Raw genomic sequence first — 20,296 nt, 5'->3', positions numbered from 1 at the left:
GGGATCGGATGAATCTGCACCAGGAACACCATTTCGAGCGAGAGATCTGCGCGCACCTTGCGGCCAGTGGCTGGCTGCACGAGGAGGGCGATGCGGACTTGTTCGACCGAGCGAGCGGCTTGTTCCTGCCCGATCTGCTGGCATGGATCGAGGCGACGCAACCAGACAGCTGGCAGCGCCTGGGCAAGACGCACGGCCCCGCACTGCCGCAGGTGCTGGCTGAGCGCCTGCGCAAGAACCTCAACGAGCGCGGCACGTTGGATGTGGTGCGCCGCGGCGTGGAGATGCTGGGCTTGCGCGAGCCGCTGGAGCTGGCGCAGTTCAAGCCGGCACTCGCGATCAACCCGGACATCCAGGCCAGGTATGCGGCAAACCGGCTGCGTGTGGTGAGGCAGGTCCGCCATTCGCCTAACAATTCCGGTGACGAACTGGATCTGGTGCTGTTCCTCAACGGCATCCCGGTTGCCACCGCCGAGCTGAAGAGCGACTTCACCCAGAGCGTGGACGATGCCGTGGACCAATACCGATTCGACCGGCATCCGCAGCCTAAGGGAGGGGTGCAGGAGCCATTGCTGGGATTCCCTGGCGGCGCGCTGGTGCACTTTGCGGTGAGCCAGTCCGAGGTGATGATGACCACGCGGCTGGCGGGCACCGAAACCTCTTTCCTGCCGTTCAATCGCGGTAATGCCGGTGGCGCGGGCAACGCGCCCAATCCTCACGGCTACGCCACAGCTTACCTTTGGGAAGAAGTTTGGCAGCGCGAAAGCTGGCTGGACATCCTGCATCGTTATTTGATTGGCAAGCGCGACGACAAGAAGCAGCTGGCCAGCGTCATTTTTCCCCGCTATCACCAGCTGGATGCGACACGACAACTGGTCACCGATGTGCTTGCTAATGGCGCGGGTGGGCGTTATCTGATCCAGCATTCGGCCGGTTCGGGCAAAACAAACTCCATCGCCTGGACCGCGCACTTCCTGGCGGATCTGCACGACAAACTCCACACCAAGCTGTTCGACAGCGTACTGGTGGTGAGCGATCGCACGGTGTTAGACGCGCAGCTGAAAGAGGCCTTGTTTGACTTCCAGCGTACCACTGGCGTGGTGGCCAGCATTACCAACGAATCCGGCAGCAAGAGCGCGCAGCTGACCCAGGCATTGAAGGACGGCAAGAAAATCATTGTCTGCACCATCCAGACCTTCCCCTTTGCACTGCAGGCCGTGCAGGAGCTTGCGGCGACCGAGGGCAAGCGTTTCGCAGTGATCGCCGACGAGGCGCACAGCTCGCAGACCGGCGAGGCCGCGGTCAAGCTCAAGCAGGTGCTTTCCGCAGAGGAGTGGGCGCAACTGCAGGATGGTGGGGAAGTCGATACCGAAGCGCTGCTCGCCGCGCAGATGGAAGCACGTGCGAGCGTGAAAGGCCTGACGTACGTGGCTTTCACCGCCACACCCAAGGCCAAGACATTGGAGCTGTTTGGCCGCAAAGCTGAAGACGGACTGCCAAAGCCCTTCCATGTCTACTCGATGCGGCAGGCAATCGAGGAGAAGTTCATCCTCGATGTGCTGAAGAACTACACCACCTATAACCTGGCCTTCAAGCTTGCACACAATGGGCAAGAGTACGACCAGCTCCAAGTAGAGCGAAGTTCGGCGTTGAAAGGGATCATGCAGTGGGTGCGCTTGCATCCCTACAACATCGCCAGCAAGGTGCAGGTAGTGGTAGAGCACTTCCGCGAGAACGTGCAGCCGTTGCTTGGCGGGAAAGCCAAGGCGATGGTCGTGGTCGGCAGTCGCAAGGAGGCAGTGCGCTGGCAAAAGGCCATCCGCAGCTATATTGAGCGGCAGCACTATGCGTTGGGCGTGCTAGTGGCGTTCTCGGGTGAGGTCAATGACCCGGATAGCTTCCCCGATGCAGTCGCCGAATCGAATCAGCTGCTGAACCCGGGCCTGCGTGGGCGTGACATCCGCGAGGTCTTCAAGGAGCCGGACTATCACCTGCTGCTGGTGGCTAACAAGTTCCAGACGGGTTTCGACCAGCCGCTGCTGTGCGGCATGTACGTGGACAAGATGCTGGGCGGGATCCAGGCGGTGCAGACGTTGTCGCGGCTCAATCGTTCCTATCCTGGAAAGGACACGACGTATGTGCTCGATTTCGTCAACGATCCTGCCGAGATCCTGAAGGCCTTCAGAACCTACTACAAGACCGCGGAGCTTGCGTCGGTCACTGATCCGAATCAGGTGTATGACTTGCGTGCGAAGCTGGATGCAGCAGGTTACTACGATAGCTTTGAGGTCGAGCGCGTAGCGCGTGTTGAAATGGATTCTGCGGGCACGCAGAAGCAGCTGGATGCTGCCATTGCGCCTGTGGCCGATCGCCTGCTGAAGCGATACAAGGCTTTGCAGCAAGAGAAGATCGAATCCGAAGCCCGGGATGACCAGAAGACGGCGAAGGCCGCCAAGGATCAGCTGGACGCTTTGATCCTGTTCAAGAACGACATGGGCGCCTATATGCGTCTTTACGCATTCCTTGGCCAGATCTTCGACTATGGCAACACCGACATCGAAAAGCGCTTTCTGTTCTTCCGACGCCTGATTCCGTTGCTCGAATTCGGGCGGGAGCGCGATACAGTGGACCTTTCCAAGGTCGTCCTCACGCACCACACGTTGAAGGGTCGCGGCAAGCAGCCGATGGGCCTCAATCAGGACGGCAGTTACAAGCTGGCGCCGATGGATGCGGTAGGCAGTGGATCAGTACAGGAGAAGCAACAGGCCTACTTGGTGGAAATCATCGAGAAGGTGAATGGCCTTTTCCAAGGGGAGCTGACCGATGATGATCAATTGGTCTACGTTAATGGCGTCATCAAGGGAAAGCTTCTGGAGAACGACACGCTGGTGCAGCAGGCGGGCAGCAACAGCAAGGAGCAGTTCGCCAACTCGCCCGACCTGAAAGAGGCGCTGATGCACGCCATCATGGATGCATTCGAAGCACACCAGACGATGAGCACGCAGGCGTTGGACTCTGAGCGCGTTCGCGATGGGTTGAAGGACATCCTTCTCGGTCCGGCGCAGCTGTATGAGGCGCTGCGAGCACGATCGCTGTCTGGAGAACCGCCCCGACTCCCCTAAGTAGGTAGATGGTTGGCTCAAGTTGGCTATCTACCACTTGCTTTCAAGCACCTTGACGTTCCCTACTGCAAGTAGCAATATTACTAAACGGAGCCTAGAAACTCCTCGTACAGCGGGCTACCACCTCCGACAACGGGTGGATCTTCATGCCGTTTGGCGAGAGATGCTATGACCGAGGCCGCCCGTCATCCCGATTCGGATCCTGGCTATTACCTGCCAGAAGAAGCGCAGTGCCGCCTGCAGCAGCTGCGCGATCACATGCGGTTCCTAGCGCGACTAGCGCAGCCACGTACTGTGGACGAAGAGCGCGAGGCCGCACCGAAGGTGCGTGCGGGCGAACTGGCAGTATGCATGGAACTGCTTGCGGAGCAGCTGGACATGTTGCTGCGCGAGGTGTCGTGGCCGGCGCAACGTCAGTCTTCGTATCATCCACAGGGCTACGGCGCCGATAGCGGGGCGCCATGACCGGGTAGACGAGTCGCCATTCGCCCCTGCGTGCAGTCTCTGGTCGATGGAGTCGCCGCTGTTGTGCAGCCCGTCGCTCGCAGCTGCTAGCGCCACCGCGACTGGGCCGATGCCGCCCGCACTGGCGCACGAGAGGAGGGCTTGCGGTGTCTACATCGAACGCACCGGCGCCGATTGCGCCTGCACGGTCTCTTGCTGTTGGCTGCGCTGCAGTTCCTCTGTCCTGGCTTGCTGTTGCATCACATCCAGTTGTACGAAGCGCTGTTCCGCTGGTACCGCGAGCGCTTCCTGCATGGGCATGTGCGCTCGGTGCGCGGCGGGATCGGGCGATGGATGGCCGGTGCGCCACAGGTGCACCACCTCGCCGCTGCCCAAGGTAGCGGTGGGCGTGTTGGCCGCGATCTTCAGGTCGTCCTTCGCCGTGAAGCCCTTTTCGCCAGCCAACAGCAACAGGCTCGCGCTCAGCCGTTCGCTGTTCTCGTCCCACGGTTTGCCGGCCTGTTGATCCAGCCCGCGCACGCCATCGCGGATCTTCTCGAACAAGGGGGTGTTGGGATGTCCAGGGTCGCCCGGCTGGGCACGTCCTGCCTGCGGAGGATCAAGCTCCGGCGTTGGACTGATGTGCTGGTGCGAGTCCCGGGTGTGTTGCAGCAGGCCGCTGGTTGGCGGGGTAGTGCTGGTATCCCAGTACGCCTGTGGGGTAGTCGCGGTGGCCTGTGGCAAGGTGATGCCGTTGTGCTCCAGCAAGGTCTCATTGAAATGCAGGCGCTGCATGTTCAGGTGCATTTGCGGCGCGACGCCGCCGACCGGGTGCGCATAGGCGCGATCGATCGCAATCGCGCGGCTCACGGCGCCGGCGCCGTAGTAATTGGGGTAGTCCGAATCGCCGTGGAAGCCGATGCTGGTCGTCTGGTCCAACGGCAGGCCAGGGGTGCCTCTTGCGGCTTTGTCGAAGTAATAGCGTCCCTGCGTGGCAATATTCTCCGGTGTCATCGGGAGTGAGCCATCGGCGTCGAAGCTCAAGCCCGGTCGTGCTTGGGCTTGGCCGGGATTGGATGGGTCGGGTTTGACGAAGTCCTTCATGCGATTGCTCGGGACGTTCATCATTGTGGTCAAGTTCGCTGCAGGATCGTGCTGTCGTACCCTATCTAACAACGCGTTCCACCCTGAAATCTGTGCTTTGGCTTCGTCCTGGCGATTGCTCTCAACCAAATTTTCGATCGGTACGGTGTAGTCGTTGATCGGGTTGTCGTCTCTCGCAATCGCTTTGGCGGCTTCGTCGAACTGCCGGTAAGCAGGTGCCATCGACACTTGGTTGAAGGCGTGCTGGGTTTCGTGCCCCAGTACAAATGTCAGGTCGACGGCGTTATGCCGGTTGAATTGGCTTGGCGATGGTCCCAGCGTGCTGGGTGGAATGCTCATCGTCTTGTCTGCCGGATTGAACGTGCCGCCCGCGACCGTGCCGCTGAGCGGTGCGAAATTCTCGAGCAGCATATGCTGCTGTCTATCTCGGCTGTTGCTGCTGTCGATCGTCGTGACAGCGCGTTTCATTTCGTTTGCCAAAGCCGGCGAACTGTTGATGGTCGCTTGCAGGTTGGTGACCATGTCCGGCGTCACGGCCTGGCTTTGTTGATGGCCATCGATGTAGGTGCTATGAGCGAAGCGTATGCTCATTTCCTGCAGGCGCAATGCAGCGCGCAAATCGGCGGCTGCGGCTGGTCCGGCCTGGAGTGCCGGCAGGGTCACGATGCCGGACGACTTGTCGTAAGAGCCAATCAACGAGTCTGCGCCGCTCGGACTTAATGCGAATCCATTGAGGTGGCCACTGGCAGCTTGTTGATTTAGGCGTTCTACAAGGTCTTGATCGACCGAGAGCGCTGCTCGCAATTGCGCCTCTTGATCAGGCGTCATGCCCGGCTGGCTGGAAAAACTTGCCAATGCAGTCTGCAATTGTGCATTTGCGGTTGCCATCCCCGTCACTCCTCAAATTCGCGAACGCTGATCGTCTCGATGCAAAGTTGTCCGGTTTTGGAAGCCTGGTCTTGCGGGATAATTTGAACAAACATATCGTTGCGTGTGTACTGCACAGACAATAGTCTGCCGATTTCGTTGTGGGACTCTGGTTGAGTTGTAAATCCGGCCGACTTCAATTCTCTGGCATATTCTTCAACTAGTAAGTCGCAGGGGGGGTGTGGGGGATTTGTTGAATTTTTCGACTCAATTAGTTTAAATGAGACGTTGGAATATTCAGGAAATTTTTCATCAAAATTGTAAATTACGCTATATTGCCATTCGCCCCCGGGCAGGTTGAGCGTATAGAATCCTTTTTCCTCAGTCTTGTTTGGATTGAATGGCGTTCCTATTGAGCGTTGCACGGCATTCGCCGATAGATCCTTAAAGCTCTTTGCTTCCTTTATCATCGCTAGAAAGCGACGCCCCAATTCGTTCGGGCTCATTTCGGTGTGCTGGTTCATGTTTCTTCCTTGGCTTTCATCGGCTGCCATACCCGTGGTTGCACAAGAGGTTGAAGAGGTAGTGAACGCTAAGGCTAGTAAGATATTTGAAATTCTTGTCACGTCGCGTGCTCCTTCGTGTCGCTGCCGCGAAAGTGGGCGTGTCCAATGCCAAGTTCTATCTTCATGCTTCAGCGTCCCGGCGGGTACCAAATCTGATGTTCATGGCGTCGAAAGGGTCATGGCGGAGGTACAGGTGGCGACATGGTACTGCGCTACCAGGTTGTTGTCGTAGACCAAGGCCACGAACCGATCGAATGACCGGCTGTCCAGTCAGTCCTTCGGCCTTGCTATGGATCTGCTACGGGATGGCGCTTTCGGCGTTGACTGCCAGTGGAGGCGCCCGACAATGGAGACACATTGGCAGTCGACATCCTCGTCATTCCTTGGCATCGTGAATGCTGATCTCTTCGACGCAACTTTTATCTGCGCTTTCGGGGGGATTTCAATGCCTTGTTCTGCGGGACGACCTGGGCGTATATGTCGTTGCGCGAATAATAGAAAGCGAGTGCCCAACCGAATTCGTTGTATGACGTCGGTTCGGCTTTGAAGCCTAATTGCTTTAACGACGCATCGTAATCTTTCAGCGCTAAGTCGCACGGATTCGGCGTTGCCTCATTTTCGGTTCCTGATTCAGAAACTTCGAGTTTTACATTCGAGTACCTGGGAAATTTTTTGTCAAAGTTGTACGTGAGGGTGTATTCCCGGTCGTCGGTTGGGGATTTCAACACGTAGAATCCGGAGCCTTTGCTCCCGTCCGTAGTGAACGGGACTCCCATGAGGCGTTGCACGGAATCAGCTGATAGCTCGTCGAAGCCGTCGACACTCTTTATCACCGCTAGAAAGCGACGACCCAACTCGGCTGGGTCAATTCTGCTTTGCTCGCTCATGTCTCTTCCTTGGTTTTTGTCGGTCGTCAGGCCGGTGGTTGCACAAGATGTGGACGAAAAAATGAGTGCGAGGGCCAATGGAACAATTGTGCGTTTTTTCACGTTGCCTGCTCCTTCCCGCGGTTCGCGAAACTGGCGCGTCCTGTGCCTAGTCGTGGGATTCGGTCTTTTCATGTCGGCGCTCTACGCGTATCCGGTTGATGATGCCTCCTGTCCCTGTTGGCGGGAATAGCACTTCGGCAGGCTCGCGTTAATGCTTGCTTGTATGACATCGGATCAGTGGCTGTGCCACCGTTGGCTGGGTGGGGAAAGGATACTGCGCCACCGTGCCGCTGTTGTAGATCATGGAGGCAACCGACAGTTCTTCGGCGCCGCCACGGATCGATTGCTGGATAGCGCGCGCGGACATGCGTGAGCGACGTCCTTCCCGTTGCGTGGGGCTGCATCTATTCTTTGGGCGCGGCTTGAGTATGCTTGACCTCTGCCAGGAAACAGTGCGGCCAAGCGCCAAGGAACCACGATGCAGCAGAGCGAGGAGGCCGCCTCTGGCGGTGGTGAGGCTGGTGAGCGGCCGGTAAAGCGCGATGCGCCTGGCACGCCGTTGTTGCGCATGTTGCGCCAGACGTTCGGGGTGGACCTGAAATGGTGGGTACCGTGCTGGGGCGGCGGCATGGTGCTGGCGCATTTCTTGCGCATCGGTTACGTGCCGTCGCTGTCGCTCGGCGATCTTGGCGTGGTGTTGAGCGCCGTGGCGCTGTTCGGTGCGATCGCGCTGCTAGGTTTCCTGGCGGTGCTTGCGTTGCCGGCGTGGGTGATCGGGTTGCTGGTCGATCAGCATCTGCTGGTTGTCCCACTGCGGCCGAAACAGGACGATGCACCGCGTAAGGGGCTGAAGTCTTACTACCGCCGCGCACAGCTTGCATTGGGTCGGAGGAGGGAGCGCGTCTTCGGTAGACTATGGATGTTCGCGGGAGCGGCCCTGCTTAGCGCTATGTACTACGCATTTTTGCTGCTTTGCGAGCACTGGGGATTCGTTCGGTTCGCGGCCTATGGAGTTGTTTTCGGTTTTGGCCTTGGTGCGCTTGCTCTGGCGCTATTGACTGTGGTCTGGGATGTGGATCGAGTGCGGCGGTACTGGCCGGTACTGCGTAGGCCTCGCGGCACCCTTTCGTTGATGCTGCTGGTGTACTTGGCATTCTGGCCGCTCGCTGCATTTGCCGTGGGTTATGTGGCGCCTCCGACTAAAGGATCAGACTGGTTCTATCTTGCAGTTGTAGTATTCATCGTCGTGTTTTTTCATTGGCTGGTGTATGCAACGCATCGTGTGCAGTTTTCCAAACGCTTTCGCGTTCTAGGTGCCGCGGTACTGATGGTTTTGGCATACAGCGGCGCGCTGCTTGGCACAGTAGACGTCACCGTGCGCAAGCTCGGCATCGGCATGCTGCCGAGCGTGCAGTTGCAATTGACGGAGCAGGGCTGCCAGATCGTCAAGGCGACCTGGCCGGAAGCGCGCTGCGAGCGGGCGCAACCCGGATCGAACGTGTATGTGTTGCCGTCAGTCGATGTATTGACCCGGTTGGGGTCGGATTTCTATGTATCGCCGCCTGGTGGGCTTAGTGATGAGCACAAGCCGCGCTTCTTGATTCCTGCCAGTCAAGTGCTGAGTTGGAGCAGGGTCGAGGTGGCCAAGAAGGCTGCCGGCCCGGCCATCACCGCGCCATCCGTCAAGTGATCGATTGCCCGTTCGCGAGCAGACGTTCGATCCTGACAGGACGGTCGCATGTGGTCACTCCGATGCGCTGCATACCGCAGTGCTGACTCCTGCCACATTGCCCGCGAGGGCCTGCTAACACTATTTGCTGGGCTATGCGCATGGAACTGACGCTCGTCAATTCGACATCATCGGAGACTACCTTGCCAACGGGGCAACGCGACGTTGAGTGACCTACAGGTACTCAACGCCATTTTGTTTGTAGCCGAGAACGGGCACAGATGGCGCGCCCTGTCCAAGCGTTTCGGCAATGGGCATACGATCTATATCCGCATAAATCGCTGGGCCAAAGCCAGCGTGCTGGATCAGGTATTGGAGCGGATGCAGGCTGCACAACCGATGTTTGCTAGAAACGGGATGAATAGACTGCCAACACGGCTGGGGTGTCGGTGATTTCTTCACGTCTGCCGTCACTTGCTCTGTCTCTGGGCTCTCCAGCGCGTCGTTCACAGCTTGTAGCGAGGGGAATGCGCAAACGCCAATGGATCTCCAGTCGCCGTTTTCAGAGTTCGGGAAGAACACCTCTACAGACTGAGGTCCATGGCGTTCCCAGCGTGCCTTGCCAGCCTGAAATGATCATTCGCGTAGTAGTCGCGATCAAACCTCACGCTGGTGTTGCCGGTGCACACAACAACATCTTGCTCATGCTTTCTTTCCGTTTAGGATTTGCCGCTCTAGGCACTTATGCCGCCATCGACAAGAATCCCCGAACCGGTGACATAGGCGGCGCCAGGCCCTGCCAGGAAGGCGACGGCTTCGGCGACCTCCCTGGTCTTTCCGTAGCGGGGAATCGACAGGCTTGGCAGGATGGAGGAAGCAAGGGGGCCGTCGGCTGGGTTCATGTCGGTGTCGATGGGGCCGGGACGAACCAGGTTGACGGTGATGTCGCGATGACCCAGCTCGCGGGCAAGCCCGCGGGTAAAGCTCTCCATCGCGGATTTGGTAGCCGCATAGACTGCGATGCCAGCGAATGGCACCGATAGGCCGGCGTTGCTGCCAATCGTGATGATGCGACCGCCATTGGGAAGGTATTTCAATGCGGCCTGGGTGATCATGAAAACGCCGCGCACATTGACGTCGAGTTGCAGGGTTATCTCTTCCAGCGACTGCTCGGAAAACGGGCCTGGAATCAGCACGCCGGCGTTGTTGACCAAGATGTCCAGCCCCCCTAGCTCCCCCACGGTCTGCTCTACCGCGGCCTTCGCGGCATCGGGGCTGGCCGCATCGGCTTGGATGGCGACGGCGTTGCGGCCAAGGGCGCGAATCTCGGCAGCCAGCGCCGCAGCCTTCCCGGCCGATTTCTCGTAGGTGATGGCGACGTCCGCGCCGTCTTCGGCCAGCTTGAGCGCGATAGCCGCGCCGATGCCACGCGCTGCACCGGTAACAAGCGCCCGCTTATGGGCGAGACCAGGCGAGGGGTTCTTCAAGGCAGTATTCATGACGGGGCGTTCTCTCATCCACGATGCAAAAGGATTTTTTGATTTTTCATGTTTCTTGGCGTTTCCAACTCAGTGCGGCGGCCAGTGCCAGTGATGCGCCTATGGCCAATGAAGCCGCCGCAAAGCCGAGCTGCACGTCCTGAGCGCTTGCGCCATCCGGCGCGATCGCGATGAATAGGCCGCCGAACAAGGCGACGCTTACTGCAGCGCTGATCTGCAAGGTGGCGTTGACCAAGCCCGACGCCAGCCCCGCCCAGCGTGTTTCCACGTGGTCCACGTTCAAGCGCACGAGCGCAGGAAGCGCGATGCCTTGCCCGGCGCCAATCAGAAACAAGGGCAACGCAAGCCACGACGGCGCACCGGCGAAAGCCAGCGTTGCGACCATGACCAGGCCGAGCACTTCCAGCACCATGCCAAGCCCGGCGGTGCGTGAGCCCATTCGCCGGGCGATGTGCGGGCTGCACAGTGGGCCCAGGAAGAACCCGATGCCGAGCGGCAGGATGGCCAAGCCGGCCGTCAACGCATCGTGGTCCAGTCCGGCGTGTTCGTACACGGCGAACACCAGGAAGAACGCGGCGAGCGCATAGAAGAAAAACGTCGACGCCAAACTGCGTCGCAACCCACGCACGGCCAGAAGCGATGGCAGAACCAGGGGAGTTCTGCCGGCGCTCTCCTGTGCCTTTTCATACTGCCAGAAGAGCCACAACAACGGCATGCTCAACACCAGCGGCGCGATGCACCACCATGGCCAGTGGTGTTCCTGCCCTTCGATCAGCGGAACCACGAGCGCCAGCAAGCCGACCGCCAGCAGCATCGCCCCCGGCACGTCCAAGCGAGGCGAACGTTCGGCTCGGCTCTCGCGCAGCAGCATCATTGCAGCTGGAACGGCGACGATGATGATGGGAAGGTTGATCAAGAAGACGCTGCGCCACCCCAGCCCCCACGGACTGCTCGAAACCAGTACGCCCCCCAGCAGCTGACCGCCCACGGAGGCCAAGCCGAATGTGGCGCCGTACAGACTCAGCGCGCGATTCTTCTCGCTTGCCGGAAAGATGGCGTGTATCGAGGCCAATGATTGTGGTGCCATGATCGCTGCCGATATCCCTTGCAGCAGCCGACCGACGACAAGCATCCCCGGCGACGGCGCCAGTCCGCACAACGCCGACGCGATGCCAAAGCCGAGCATGCCAGCGACGAATACGCGCTTCCGGCCATAGAGATCACCTAGGCGACCGCCCAGGATCAGGGTGACGGCATAGGCTGCGGCATACACCGAGATCACCAACTGCGAGACGTCGGAAGACGCTTGCAGGTCCGTGCGTATGGCGGGTAGCGCCACGTTGACGATGAAGAAGTCCAACGGTGGCAGGAGGGTGCCAGTCAGCAGGACGGCCAAGGCGAGCCAGCGACGGGGGTCGGGGGCCGCTGTCCCAGTGGTTTGAGTCAATCCATTCATGGCGTGTAGGTCTTCAAGCCGCAGTCAGGCGAAGACGCAGCGGAGCAAATGGCAGCGAAGCGCAGGACATCGTCATTCCAGCGGAGAGTTCGGGTGACGCAAACGCGGCTTCGAGTGCTCCTGCGGCGTGCCGAGGTTCAATAGTCATCTGTTGAGGTTCCAAATCAGACTGGCCGTGTGGGCGCGCAGTCGGTTCGCGAGGACATTCGACATCGAGCCGCATGATGATCCTTGCAGTATTGTTCGGAAACTGACAGTTATGTATATTGCTCGTGCATTTTTGTACGGATGTGCCTGGCATGGAATGGAACGACGTTCGCATCTTCCTGGCAGTCGCCCGCAGCGGCTCCTTCGGCGAGGCCGCCCGGGTGCTGAGCGTGAGCCATCCGACAGTGGGCCGCCGAATAAAGGTGCTTGAGGACGAAGCCAGGCAACCGCTCTTTCGCAGGACAAAGGATGGACTGGTGCTCACTGACGCCGGGGACACCGTGCGGGCATTGGCGGAGTCCATGGAGGATTCCGCGCTGTCCATGGAAAGGCGTCTGACCGGCAACGACCAGCGCCTCGAAGGCATCCTGCGGATCTCGTCAGCGGACTGGTTCGCCGGCTATGTCCTGGCGCCGGTCTTGGTCGAGTTGACACGCCGTCATCCCGCTGTCGTGCCGGAAGTGATTGCAAGCCATCGGCTACTCGATCTGTCACGTCGGGAGGCCGACGTGGCCTTTCGCATCGTGCCTTTCAGCGAGCCGGATATCGTTCAGCGCCGGCTGATGCGAATTTCATATGGGGTGTATGCGTCGGCGGCAACCACCCGGGTACTGCAGGACGATCCAGCATCCGTGGGCGTCATCCTCATGAATACCGCACAATCGCATTTCCCCGATGTGGCTTGGGTATTGGAGAGGTTTCCGCTCTGCCGACGTGCTTTCACAAGCACGAACCGTTCGGTCCAGGCGCAGATGTGCTCGAGGGGCATGGGCATCGCGGTGCTGCCAAGGCCACTTGGCGATGCAGTCTCCGGATTGCAGCGCATCGACACGCCGGATCAACCTCCGACGCGGGATATATGGGTGGGCTATCACCATGACCTGCGACACATGGATCGCTTGCGGGCGATGCTGGATATCGCCGACACGATGCTGTCCGATTCCGCGACTGCGGCACGATGATCTGCATGCCTCCAAGGCCATGCCTGGAGCGTGTTATGAACTTGACCGATGGTGGCAGGGACGGCCGTCCAGGATGACGGCGCTGGGCTCCCCATGCTTGCGCTGAGTCACACGTTGCCTGTTTGCGATCAGATAAGTATGCGGGCTGGCAGACGACCTGCGGCCACCTGTTGCCTAGGGTGGCCGGCGGCTGCGAGCCGCACCGCTACAACGCCTGCACCATCGGCCGCTGTTGCGCTTCCTGCGCCTGGACCTGGTTCTGCACCTGCTGCTGCTCGCGCTCCTGCACCTGCGGGTTGGGCTGCTGCGCGTGCGCCTTGTCGAACGACTGCTCGACCGGGGTCTGCGCGGCTTCGGCGGTGGACATGTGCGCGCGCAGCTTGGCCGGGTCGCCGGACGCGCCTTGCACGATGAAGATGTTCTCGCCGGCCGCGGCGGTCCTGGTCTGCTGGCTGAGGGCGATCTGGTCGACGCTGCTGAAGTTGTGCTGCTTGGCCAGCGCGTACAGGCTGGCGCTGACGCGGTCGTTGTCGGCCGGGTCCAACTGGCCGGGGCCGTTCAGGCCTTCGACCTTGCCGCGGATCTGCTGCAGCATGGCGGGGTCTTGGGGCTCGCGCGCAGGTACGTCGGCGGGTGCGGGTGCGCGCTGCCGGTCCTGGTCCGGTTGCGCGCGGTAGCGCAACTCTTCGGTGCGTTCCTGCGACAGCATGCGGTTGCCGATGCCCGGTTCGATGCGGCCGGGGAAGTCGTTGACCGGCACGTCCATCAGTTCGCCGAAGGTGCGGTAGGCGGAGTTGCTGTTGACGGTCTCGCCGAACACCTTGAAGCCGTAGTTGGGGTAGTTCAGGTCCTGCGCATTGAGTTCGGGTACGGCGCTGACCGCCGTGTTCCAGCGCGCCAGGATCTGGTCCTTGTCGCCGGTGAGGACGGTGCGCGAAGGCTGGCCTTCCTGGATGTAGCTGGTGCTGTCGACCTTGGCGCCGATGGCGTTGGCGTAGCCGGCGTCGTGCGGGTAGTGCCAGGCGCGCAGCGAGTGCTTGCTCTCGTCGGTGCCGATCGGGATGGCTTCGCCGGTCTGCCGGTCGGTCGCCAGGCCGTGCAGTTCGGCCAGGGCCTTGCCGTGCTCGTCGCGCAGCACCCAGTAGTCGTGGCCGGCGACGCCGGCGACGCCGAGCGAGCGTGCTTCAATCGAATAATCGGGCATGTCTGTCTCCTTCCTTGGTGATCGGGGTCAATGCAGTTGGGTGGCGACGCAGCTGTCCAGCGAGGCCTTGAGGTCCTTCATCGCCTGCTCCACGCCGAGATCCACGAAGTAGGCACCGGCGCCCTTGAGGGTGATCCTGGCCTGGCCGGCGCCTTGCGGGCGCTCGATGCGCATGCGGAAGCCGCTGCGGTTCTCTTCCTCGAAGTTGCCCGATTCCAGCACGCCCTTGGCGTCGTCCTTGCGCGTGACCTTGGGCCAGGAACTGCTGGTCTCGGACAACTTGCTGATGCTGGTCTCGGCGCAGTCGAACAGACGCTGGGTCGGCAGGTCGGCGGGCACGACCAGGACATCGGAGGCCATCGGGGTCTTCTTCGCGGCGGCGGACATGCTGCATGCTCCTGCGACGAACAAGAGGCCGGCGATCTGGGCGGCGACGAGCCACGGCTTCATGTGCTTCTCCTTGTGTGGCCCGGCGTGTCGCACTGCGGTGCTGCGGCGAGGCGATGTGCCCACTGTAATTGCGCCGGCTGCGCCTGTCGATTCGGCGCCTGGGCCGCCGCGAGCCGGTGCCGGAGGGTGTGCGGCGAGCGCCTGGCGCGGAGCCAGGCCGTGGTCCTGCGCTTACGGCCGCCGCGCCCGCCTCATTCCCCGCCGCCGTTGGTCACCAACCGCAGGAACACCTCGTGCTGGTACCGGCTCATGCGCAATTGCTGGCCGTTGTCCATGGTCACCACGTGGTGGCCGTTGAACCAGGGGTGGATGGCCTTGACCCGGCGCACGTTGATGATCGCCGAGCGGTGCACGCGGGCGAAGTGGCGCGGGTCCAGGCGCGCGCCGAGGGCGGCCATGGTCTCGCGCAGTTCGTGCACGGCGCCGGGCAGGTGGAGCTGCACGGTGTTGCGGTTGGCCTTGATCCAGACGATGTCGTCGACGGCGACGAACACCACGTGTTCGTCCACGCGCACGGCGATGCGCTGCAGGTAGGCGTCGCGCTGGCGCAGCGCTTCCAGCGCCTGCAGGAGCTGCGCGGGGTTGCTGCCGGTGCCGCCCAGCCGCGTCTTGGCGCGTTGCAGTGTCGCGGCGAAGCGGTCGCGGCTAAACGGCTTGACCAGGTAGTCCAGCGCGTTGGCTTCGAAGGCGCGCACCGCGTATTGCTCGTAGGCGGTGACGAACACGGTGGCGGGCATGCGCTCGGCGCCGATCCGCGCGACCACGTCCATGCCGGTCATTTCCGGCATCTGGATGTCCAGGAACACCAGGTCCGGTGAGTGTTCGCGGATCGCCGCCACCGCGGCGGCGCCGTCGCCGCATTCGCCGAGCAGGGCGATGTCGGCATCTTCGCGCAGCAGCCGCACGACGGCGTGGCGGGCGATCGGTTCGTCGTCGATGACCAGCGCGGTGATCGTCATGCAGGCTGGTGCTCCGGCGCGCCGTCGGTATCCTCCAGCTCGCGCGAGGGCATGCGGATGCGGCACACCACGCCCTGCGGCCAGAGCATGTCCAGGCGGACCTCGGCGGCGTCGCCATACAGTTCCTGCAGCCGCAGCCGCGTGTTCGACAGGCCGATGCCGTGGCCGGCGGCGCCGCTGCGGTTGTCCAGGGTGCTGTTGCGGTTGCGGACTTCGATGCGCAGCTGGCCGTCCTCGTGGCGGCTCTCGATCTCCACTTGGTCGGCGCCGGCGTGGCGGCCGATGCCGTGCTGGATGGCGTTCTCCACGATCGGTTGCAGCAGCAGGCTCGGCACCGCGCAGTCCAGGGTGGCCGGATCGATGTACATGCGCGTGGTCAGGCGGTCGCCGAAGCGCTTGCGCTGGATGCCCAGGTACAGGTCGAGCAGCTTCAGTTCGTGGCGCAGGGTGATTTCCTGGCCGTCGAATTCTTCCAGCAATGCGCGCAGCAGTTCGCTCAGGCGCAGCAGCATGTCCTCGGCCGAGGCGGTGTCCTCTTCGAGCAGGGTCACGATGGCGTGCAGGGTGTTGAACAGGAAATGCGGTTGCAGCTGGGTCTTGAGCGCCTGCAGCCGCGATTGCGCCAGCTCGGTGGCCAGGCGGCCGGCTTCCAGTTCGCGGCGGTCGCTCTCGCTGCGGTAGTGCAGCGCCTGCTGGATCGCGAGCAGGCTCCAGTAGGTGAGCAGGCCGATGGCGAAGTGCTTGCCGATGAACTGCCCGAGCTGCTCGGAAAACGAACCGGGCGAGACGATGGCGCCGATGAGCATCGCCAGCGCGGTGACGCCGCCGCTGGCGAGCAGTTGCCGCCCCAGCGAGCGCAGCCGCAACGGCGTGACGATCGGGAAGCGTTCGCCCAGCTGGAACACGAGCGGGGCCAGCGCGGCCCAGGTGTACCACTGGATCATCGACCAGCGCAGGTAGTCGCTGATCGCCCAGCGGTGGTCGCCGCTGTTGAACACGTCGTACACGTAGCCCTGCATGGCGAAGACCACGACCACGGCCGTCCACAGGGTCAGGTATCGGATCAGGCCGATTTCCGTGGAACCCAGGCGGATCTTCATCGGGCGATGCTCGGACGGGATGCGCCGATCCTAAGCGTGGTTGCACGCGCTGAGAAGCGCGGTGGCCGATGGCGACGATTGGTCACGCCGGCACGACGATTCGTCCCGGATCGCTGGGCGCGGGGCCGGGGGGGCGCGCCAGATATGCGCACCGCCTGCGCAGCGTGCGGTATCCCTTCCTGCCGGAGATCGTCGCCATGCACCCATTCCGTACCGCCTGCCTCGCCAGCGCGCTGCTCGCCGCCGCGGCCACCGCCCAGGCACAGGACGCAGGCCGCAAGCACTATCTCACCGTGGTCAATCGCGCGCACGACAGCGTGACGGCGGTGGCGGTGGCCGACACCGGCAGCGCGGTATTCCGCGACGTGGCCTTGGACCCGCTGCGCGGCGGCGGCGACTCGGCGACCGTCGGCGTCCAGGGCGCGGGCTGCCGCTACGACGTGCGCTTCGCGTTCGAGGACGGTCGCACCCTGGTCTACCAGGATCTGGACGTGTGCCGCTACGGGCTGGTGCGGATCCGGCCGCTGCCGCGCAGGGAAATGGATCCGTCCCTGCGCTTCACGGTGTCGATGACGCGCTAGCCGAGCAACGCCGTGCCGCACGCCGCTGCGCTTGGGCCGTACCCTCACCCCAATTCCTCTCTCGGTGGGAGAGGGCTATCAGCACGCGCTGGGCGGGCTCGAGCTTAGGTTCTACGGCGTGGGTGCTATGGCGTGGCTGCGTGCATGGTGCTGGGGCTGAGCGCCGGCGGGGCCGCGGCGCATCGCCAGATGGGCTGCCGTCTCCCGCATCGCGAACCGCTGCGACGCGTGCTCGCGCTCATGATGCCGCCGCAGCAATGCGGCAGGGTGCCGCCACCGACGTAGGCTAGCGACGCGCGCGCCGCCAGGCGAAGAACGCAACCGTGACCAAGGCGGCAATGGTGCCGACCGCGGCGGCCTGGGTCGCCAGCTGCTTGCGCTGCGCGCGCTGGCGCCTCGCGCTGTCCGCGCCGCCAGCGGACAAGGGTGGCTGGAAGACATTGCCGTGAGCGCTCGGCGTACCGCGTGTGGGCGGTGCGGCGATACGCGCCTGGGTGGCACCGTTGGTCGCGTCATGGGCGCCGTACGCGGTGGCCGTGCCTGCCGTGGTCGTGCTTTCCGTCATCCTGCGCGCTGCTGTCATGCGTGCGTATCGCCTGTGCTGTGGGGTCGTGACATTGTGCATGCTCCCAAGCCGGACGTTAACGCGGTGCGGGCGAAAGGTAAGAATTCCTGCATTTCGCGTCGTCGGCGTGGCGCCGCGTCGCAGCCGCTGATCCGTTCAGATGCTGGGATGGCGCTTCTTCCGCCGCGCCCCCATCTTCTGCCCATGGATCTGTTCGCCCATCCCGACGACGCCCCGCAATGCCTGCTGCACGATGCGCAGGGCGGCATCCGCTATTGGCCGCGGCTGCTCGATCCGGAGCTGGCGCAGGCGTGGTTCGAGGCGCTGCGCGACGGCGCGCACTGGCAGAGCCTGCGCCGGCCGATGTACGAGCGGGTGGTGGACGTGCCGCGGCTGCTGGCGTCGTATCGGCTGCAGTCGCTGCCCGAGGACCTGCCGCTGCGCGAACTGCATGCGGCGGTGCAGGCGCGGGTGCCGGCGCCGTACACCGCGGTGGGCCTGAACCTGTACCGCGACGGCCGCGACAGCGTGGCGATGCACAACGACAAGCTGCATACGCTGGTGGCGCCGCACCCGATCGCGCTGGTATCGCTGGGCGCGCCGCGGCGCATGAACATCCGCGCCAAGGAAGGGGATCGCCGCAGCATCGGCGTGGAGCTGGCGCCGGGCAGCCTGCTGGCGATGAGCTACGCGTCGCAGCTCACCCACGAGCACGGCATCCCCAAGACCGCCCGGCCGGTGGCGCCGCGGATGAGCGTGGTGTTCCGGGTGCGGCCGTTGCCGGACTGAACCGCGATGGCGCGGCGGCTGGCGGATTCCGCGATAATGCGGTCCTGTTCCGTCAGGAAGGCCGCATGACCGCTCTCACCGAACTCTATGCACGTGCCGTGGACTACGCGCGCATCGCCCACGCCGGCCAGTTCCGCAAGGGCGGCACGGTACCGTACTTCAGCCACGTGCTGGGCGTGTCGACCTTGGTGCTGGAAGCCGGCGGCGACGAGGACCAGGCGATCGCCGCGTTGCTGCACGACGTGATCGAGGACTGCGGCGCCGGCCACGAGGCGGTGATCCGCGCACAGTTCGGCGACCAAGTCGCTGCGATCGTGATGGGCTGCACCGACGCCAGCGCCGAGCGCAAGGCCGGACACGAGGACGTGCCGGCCAGGCGCCGCGACTGGCGCATCCGCAAGCAGGCGTATCTGGCGCATCTGCGCGAGGCGCCGGCGTCGGTGCTGCTGGTCTCGGCCTGCGACAAGCTGTACAACGCGCGCAGCATCGTCGCCGACCTGGAGGGCCCGCAGGTCGGTGCGGAGGTGTTCGAACGTTTTACTGCGGGCCGCGAGGGTACTTTGTGGTACTACGCCGCGCTGCATGCGGTGTTCGCCGAGCGTGGCGTGGCGGTGTTGCGCCCGTTCGCGGTGGCGGTGGCGCGGATGCATGCGTTGGCGGGCCAGGCGTTTGCGGTGGATGGTACGGATGCGCGCGCGGCACCGTCGTTGGCGTAGTGCCAGGTTGCTGCGACGGGCGACACCCTTCTTCCATCGGCACCGTGGCCCCCTTTCGGGGATGGTGTGCGTAGGGCTGGCTGCTGGTAGGGCGGTGCATCGTGCACCCCTGTTGCATGGTTTCGCGCGTCGCGACTGAAGTCGCTCCCACAGTGGGGTTTTGGAAGCCAACCGGTGCGTTGTGCGAGGGGGTTCAGCCCCGACTGGAGGGTCGAGACGCTTCGCGTCGTACCTTCACCCCAACCCTCTCCCGAGGGAGAGGGGACCATGCACCGCGGCTGTTTCCTTCTCCCATCGGGAGAAGGTGGCCCGCAGGGCCGGATGAGGGTTCGGGCGAAGCCTCGTGTGCTCAGACGCAGCGAGGCGCTTCGCGTCGGAGCCTCACCCCAGCCCCTCTTCCGGGGAGGGGCTTCAAGCGGCGTCCGCTTCCACCGTATTGAACGATCCCAGGTAGTCGAGCTTGCCTACCGCCACGCCCTGCTGCCGCAGGATCGCGTGGGCGGTGGCGACGTGGAAGAAGAAGTTCGGCAGGGCGAAGGTCAGCAGGTAGTCGCTGCCGTTGAAGTCGGCCTTCAACTTGCCGGCGCTCAGCGATACCGCGCGATCCTGCGCGCCGTCGAGGGTGGCGGCGTCCACGCTTTCCAGGAAGCGCTGGGTGGCGGCGATGCGCGCGCGCAGCTGCGCCAGGGTGGTTTCGTCGTCCGCCATCTTCGGCGGCACGATGTCGCTGAGGCGGCCGATGGTGTTCTTCGCAGTGTCCGAGGCGCGCTGGATCTGCCCGGCGAAGCCGAACATGTCCGGCGCCAGGCGCGCGTCGACCAGCGCCTGCGGATCCTGGCCGGTGTCCTGCGCGTGGCGTTCGGCCAGTGCGACGTAGTGCTGCAACACGTTCAGGCCGCGCAGGAACACCGGGACGGAAAGGCGGTACATCGAGACGGACATGAGCGGTTTCCTTGAGAACGAATGGGCCGGGCGGAGGCCGGCGGCGGCGAAGCACGAAATGGATGGGGCGTCGCGGATCGAACACAAGGGCGACCATCGCCGCGGCTGAGTGCGTTGCGTGCCATACGCGCGCGTACTGGCAGCACGACGGCGCCGCTGCACGGT

At 63.0% G+C, this 20,296-nt stretch carries 18 protein-coding genes and 1 pseudogene; 8 read left to right on the top strand and 11 right to left on the bottom strand.

The annotated features are described in order from the left end of the window. Positions 1-8 precede the first annotated feature (8 nt). Complete coding sequence (locus tag OCJ37_RS15100) at positions 9-3,122, top strand: type I restriction endonuclease subunit R (protein WP_263110545.1); 3,114 nt, start codon at positions 9-11, stop codon at positions 3,120-3,122. Positions 3,123-3,290: 168 nt separating this feature from the next. After that, positions 3,291-3,587: an XAC0095 family protein gene (locus OCJ37_RS15095; RefSeq protein WP_263110544.1), complete on the top strand. Its 297-nt coding sequence runs from the start codon at positions 3,291-3,293 to the stop codon at positions 3,585-3,587. Positions 3,588-3,737: 150 nt separating this feature from the next. Here OCJ37_RS15095 and OCJ37_RS15090 read toward each other — a convergent pair whose 3' ends face one another. From OCJ37_RS15090 to OCJ37_RS15080, 3 genes are all read right to left on the bottom strand, one after another. Beyond that, positions 3,738-5,558, bottom strand: a complete 1,821-nt coding sequence (locus tag OCJ37_RS15090; protein ID WP_263110543.1) for an XVIPCD domain-containing protein — start codon at positions 5,556-5,558, stop codon at positions 3,738-3,740. Positions 5,559-5,563: 5 nt separating this feature from the next. Next, on the bottom strand, positions 5,564-6,061 hold the full coding sequence (locus tag OCJ37_RS15085; protein ID WP_263110542.1) for a hypothetical protein: 498 nt from the start codon (positions 6,059-6,061) through the stop codon (positions 5,564-5,566). Between the two features lie 461 nt (positions 6,062-6,522). Then, positions 6,523-7,092 (bottom strand): hypothetical protein, encoded by a 570-nt coding sequence (locus tag OCJ37_RS15080; protein WP_263110540.1) that lies wholly within the window; start codon positions 7,090-7,092, stop codon positions 6,523-6,525. A 418-nt stretch (positions 7,093-7,510) separates the two neighbouring features. Between OCJ37_RS15080 and OCJ37_RS15075 the strand changes: the two genes are divergently transcribed. Continuing rightward, positions 7,511-8,722, top strand: a complete 1,212-nt coding sequence (locus tag OCJ37_RS15075; protein WP_263110539.1) for a hypothetical protein — start codon at positions 7,511-7,513, stop codon at positions 8,720-8,722. A 159-nt stretch (positions 8,723-8,881) separates the two neighbouring features. Next, a pseudogene (locus OCJ37_RS15070) lies at positions 8,882-9,097 on the top strand (transposase); the annotation flags it as partial. A gap of 338 nt (positions 9,098-9,435) precedes the next feature. Here OCJ37_RS15070 and OCJ37_RS15065 read toward each other — a convergent pair. After that, on the bottom strand, positions 9,436-10,200 hold the full coding sequence (locus OCJ37_RS15065; protein WP_263110538.1) for an SDR family oxidoreductase: 765 nt from the start codon (positions 10,198-10,200) through the stop codon (positions 9,436-9,438). Between the two features lie 46 nt (positions 10,201-10,246). Further along, positions 10,247-11,596: an MFS transporter gene (locus OCJ37_RS15060; RefSeq protein ID WP_263110536.1), complete on the bottom strand. Its 1,350-nt coding sequence runs from the start codon at positions 11,594-11,596 to the stop codon at positions 10,247-10,249. A 359-nt stretch (positions 11,597-11,955) separates the two neighbouring features. Here OCJ37_RS15060 and OCJ37_RS15055 point away from each other — a divergent pair, with 359 nt between their 5' ends. After that, on the top strand, positions 11,956-12,825 hold the full coding sequence (locus OCJ37_RS15055) for a LysR family transcriptional regulator (RefSeq protein WP_263110535.1): 870 nt from the start codon (positions 11,956-11,958) through the stop codon (positions 12,823-12,825). A gap of 205 nt (positions 12,826-13,030) precedes the next feature. Here the strand turns inward: OCJ37_RS15055 and OCJ37_RS15050 are convergent, their stop codons facing one another. From OCJ37_RS15050 to OCJ37_RS15035, 4 genes are all read right to left on the bottom strand, one after another. After that, entirely contained in the window at positions 13,031-14,029 is a 999-nt protein-coding gene (locus OCJ37_RS15050; RefSeq protein ID WP_263110533.1) for an XVIPCD domain-containing protein, read from the bottom strand. Between the two features lie 27 nt (positions 14,030-14,056). Beyond that, positions 14,057-14,416: a hypothetical protein gene (locus OCJ37_RS15045; RefSeq protein WP_263110532.1), complete on the bottom strand. Its 360-nt coding sequence runs from the start codon at positions 14,414-14,416 to the stop codon at positions 14,057-14,059. Positions 14,417-14,670: 254 nt separating this feature from the next. Further along, entirely contained in the window at positions 14,671-15,438 is a 768-nt protein-coding gene (locus OCJ37_RS15040; protein WP_263110531.1) for a LytR/AlgR family response regulator transcription factor, read from the bottom strand. Next, positions 15,435-16,538: a sensor histidine kinase gene (locus OCJ37_RS15035; protein WP_263110530.1), complete on the bottom strand. Its 1,104-nt coding sequence runs from the start codon at positions 16,536-16,538 to the stop codon at positions 15,435-15,437. The genes OCJ37_RS15040 and OCJ37_RS15035 overlap by 4 nt, the downstream gene beginning before the upstream one ends. Positions 16,539-16,606: 68 nt before the next feature. Here OCJ37_RS15035 and OCJ37_RS15030 point away from each other — a divergent pair, with 68 nt between their 5' ends. After that, positions 16,607-17,119: a hypothetical protein gene (locus tag OCJ37_RS15030; RefSeq protein WP_263110529.1), complete on the top strand. Its 513-nt coding sequence runs from the start codon at positions 16,607-16,609 to the stop codon at positions 17,117-17,119. 286 nt (positions 17,120-17,405) lie between these two features. Here the strand turns inward: OCJ37_RS15030 and OCJ37_RS15025 are convergent, their stop codons facing one another. Further along, on the bottom strand, positions 17,406-17,684 hold the full coding sequence (locus OCJ37_RS15025; protein WP_263110528.1) for a hypothetical protein: 279 nt from the start codon (positions 17,682-17,684) through the stop codon (positions 17,406-17,408). Positions 17,685-17,888: 204 nt separating this feature from the next. Here OCJ37_RS15025 and OCJ37_RS15020 point away from each other — a divergent pair, with 204 nt between their 5' ends. Together OCJ37_RS15020 and OCJ37_RS15015 are read left to right on the top strand one after the other, a co-directional pair. Beyond that, on the top strand, positions 17,889-18,473 hold the full coding sequence (locus tag OCJ37_RS15020) for an alpha-ketoglutarate-dependent dioxygenase AlkB (protein WP_263110526.1): 585 nt from the start codon (positions 17,889-17,891) through the stop codon (positions 18,471-18,473). 65 nt (positions 18,474-18,538) lie between these two features. Further along, positions 18,539-19,189: an HD domain-containing protein gene (locus OCJ37_RS15015; RefSeq protein ID WP_263110524.1), complete on the top strand. Its 651-nt coding sequence runs from the start codon at positions 18,539-18,541 to the stop codon at positions 19,187-19,189. 411 nt (positions 19,190-19,600) lie between these two features. Here the strand turns inward: OCJ37_RS15015 and OCJ37_RS15010 are convergent, their stop codons facing one another. Beyond that, complete coding sequence (locus OCJ37_RS15010) at positions 19,601-20,131, bottom strand: DUF1993 domain-containing protein (protein WP_263110523.1); 531 nt, start codon at positions 20,129-20,131, stop codon at positions 19,601-19,603. Positions 20,132-20,296 lie beyond the last annotated feature (165 nt).

This window comes from Xanthomonas sp. AM6, assembly GCF_025665335.1.
Classification (GTDB): Bacteria; Pseudomonadota; Gammaproteobacteria; order Xanthomonadales; family Xanthomonadaceae; genus Xanthomonas_A.
This window is presented reverse-complemented; position numbering and strand designations above follow the sequence as displayed.

Bases quoted from the DNA above. Each gene is read 5' to 3' on its own strand.
- OCJ37_RS15025 (WP_263110528.1), bottom strand. From the start codon at position 17,684: ATGACGGAAAGCACGACCACGGCAGGCACGGCCACCGCGTACGGCGCC.
- OCJ37_RS15020 (WP_263110526.1), top strand. From the start codon at position 17,889: ATGGATCTGTTCGCCCATCCCGACGACGCCCCGCAATGCCTGCTGCAC.
- OCJ37_RS15085 (WP_263110542.1), bottom strand. From the start codon at position 6,061: ATGAACCAGCACACCGAAATGAGCCCGAACGAATTGGGGCGTCGCTTT.
- OCJ37_RS15065 (WP_263110538.1), bottom strand. From the start codon at position 10,200: ATGAATACTGCCTTGAAGAACCCCTCGCCTGGTCTCGCCCATAAGCGG.
- OCJ37_RS15015 (WP_263110524.1), top strand. From the start codon at position 18,539: ATGACCGCTCTCACCGAACTCTATGCACGTGCCGTGGACTACGCGCGC.
- OCJ37_RS15040 (WP_263110531.1), bottom strand. From the start codon at position 15,438: ATGACGATCACCGCGCTGGTCATCGACGACGAACCGATCGCCCGCCAC.
- OCJ37_RS15095 (WP_263110544.1), top strand. From the start codon at position 3,291: ATGACCGAGGCCGCCCGTCATCCCGATTCGGATCCTGGCTATTACCTG.
- OCJ37_RS15100 (WP_263110545.1), top strand. From the start codon at position 9: ATGAATCTGCACCAGGAACACCATTTCGAGCGAGAGATCTGCGCGCAC.
- OCJ37_RS15055 (WP_263110535.1), top strand. From the start codon at position 11,956: ATGGAATGGAACGACGTTCGCATCTTCCTGGCAGTCGCCCGCAGCGGC.
- OCJ37_RS15050 (WP_263110533.1), bottom strand. From the start codon at position 14,029: ATGCCCGATTATTCGATTGAAGCACGCTCGCTCGGCGTCGCCGGCGTC.
- OCJ37_RS15030 (WP_263110529.1), top strand. From the start codon at position 16,607: ATGGCGACGATTGGTCACGCCGGCACGACGATTCGTCCCGGATCGCTG.
- OCJ37_RS15035 (WP_263110530.1), bottom strand. From the start codon at position 16,538: ATGAAGATCCGCCTGGGTTCCACGGAAATCGGCCTGATCCGATACCTG.
- OCJ37_RS15045 (WP_263110532.1), bottom strand. From the start codon at position 14,416: ATGTCCGCCGCCGCGAAGAAGACCCCGATGGCCTCCGATGTCCTGGTC.
- OCJ37_RS15075 (WP_263110539.1), top strand. From the start codon at position 7,511: ATGCAGCAGAGCGAGGAGGCCGCCTCTGGCGGTGGTGAGGCTGGTGAG.
- OCJ37_RS15010 (WP_263110523.1), bottom strand. From the start codon at position 20,131: ATGTCCGTCTCGATGTACCGCCTTTCCGTCCCGGTGTTCCTGCGCGGC.
- OCJ37_RS15090 (WP_263110543.1), bottom strand. From the start codon at position 5,558: ATGGCAACCGCAAATGCACAATTGCAGACTGCATTGGCAAGTTTTTCC.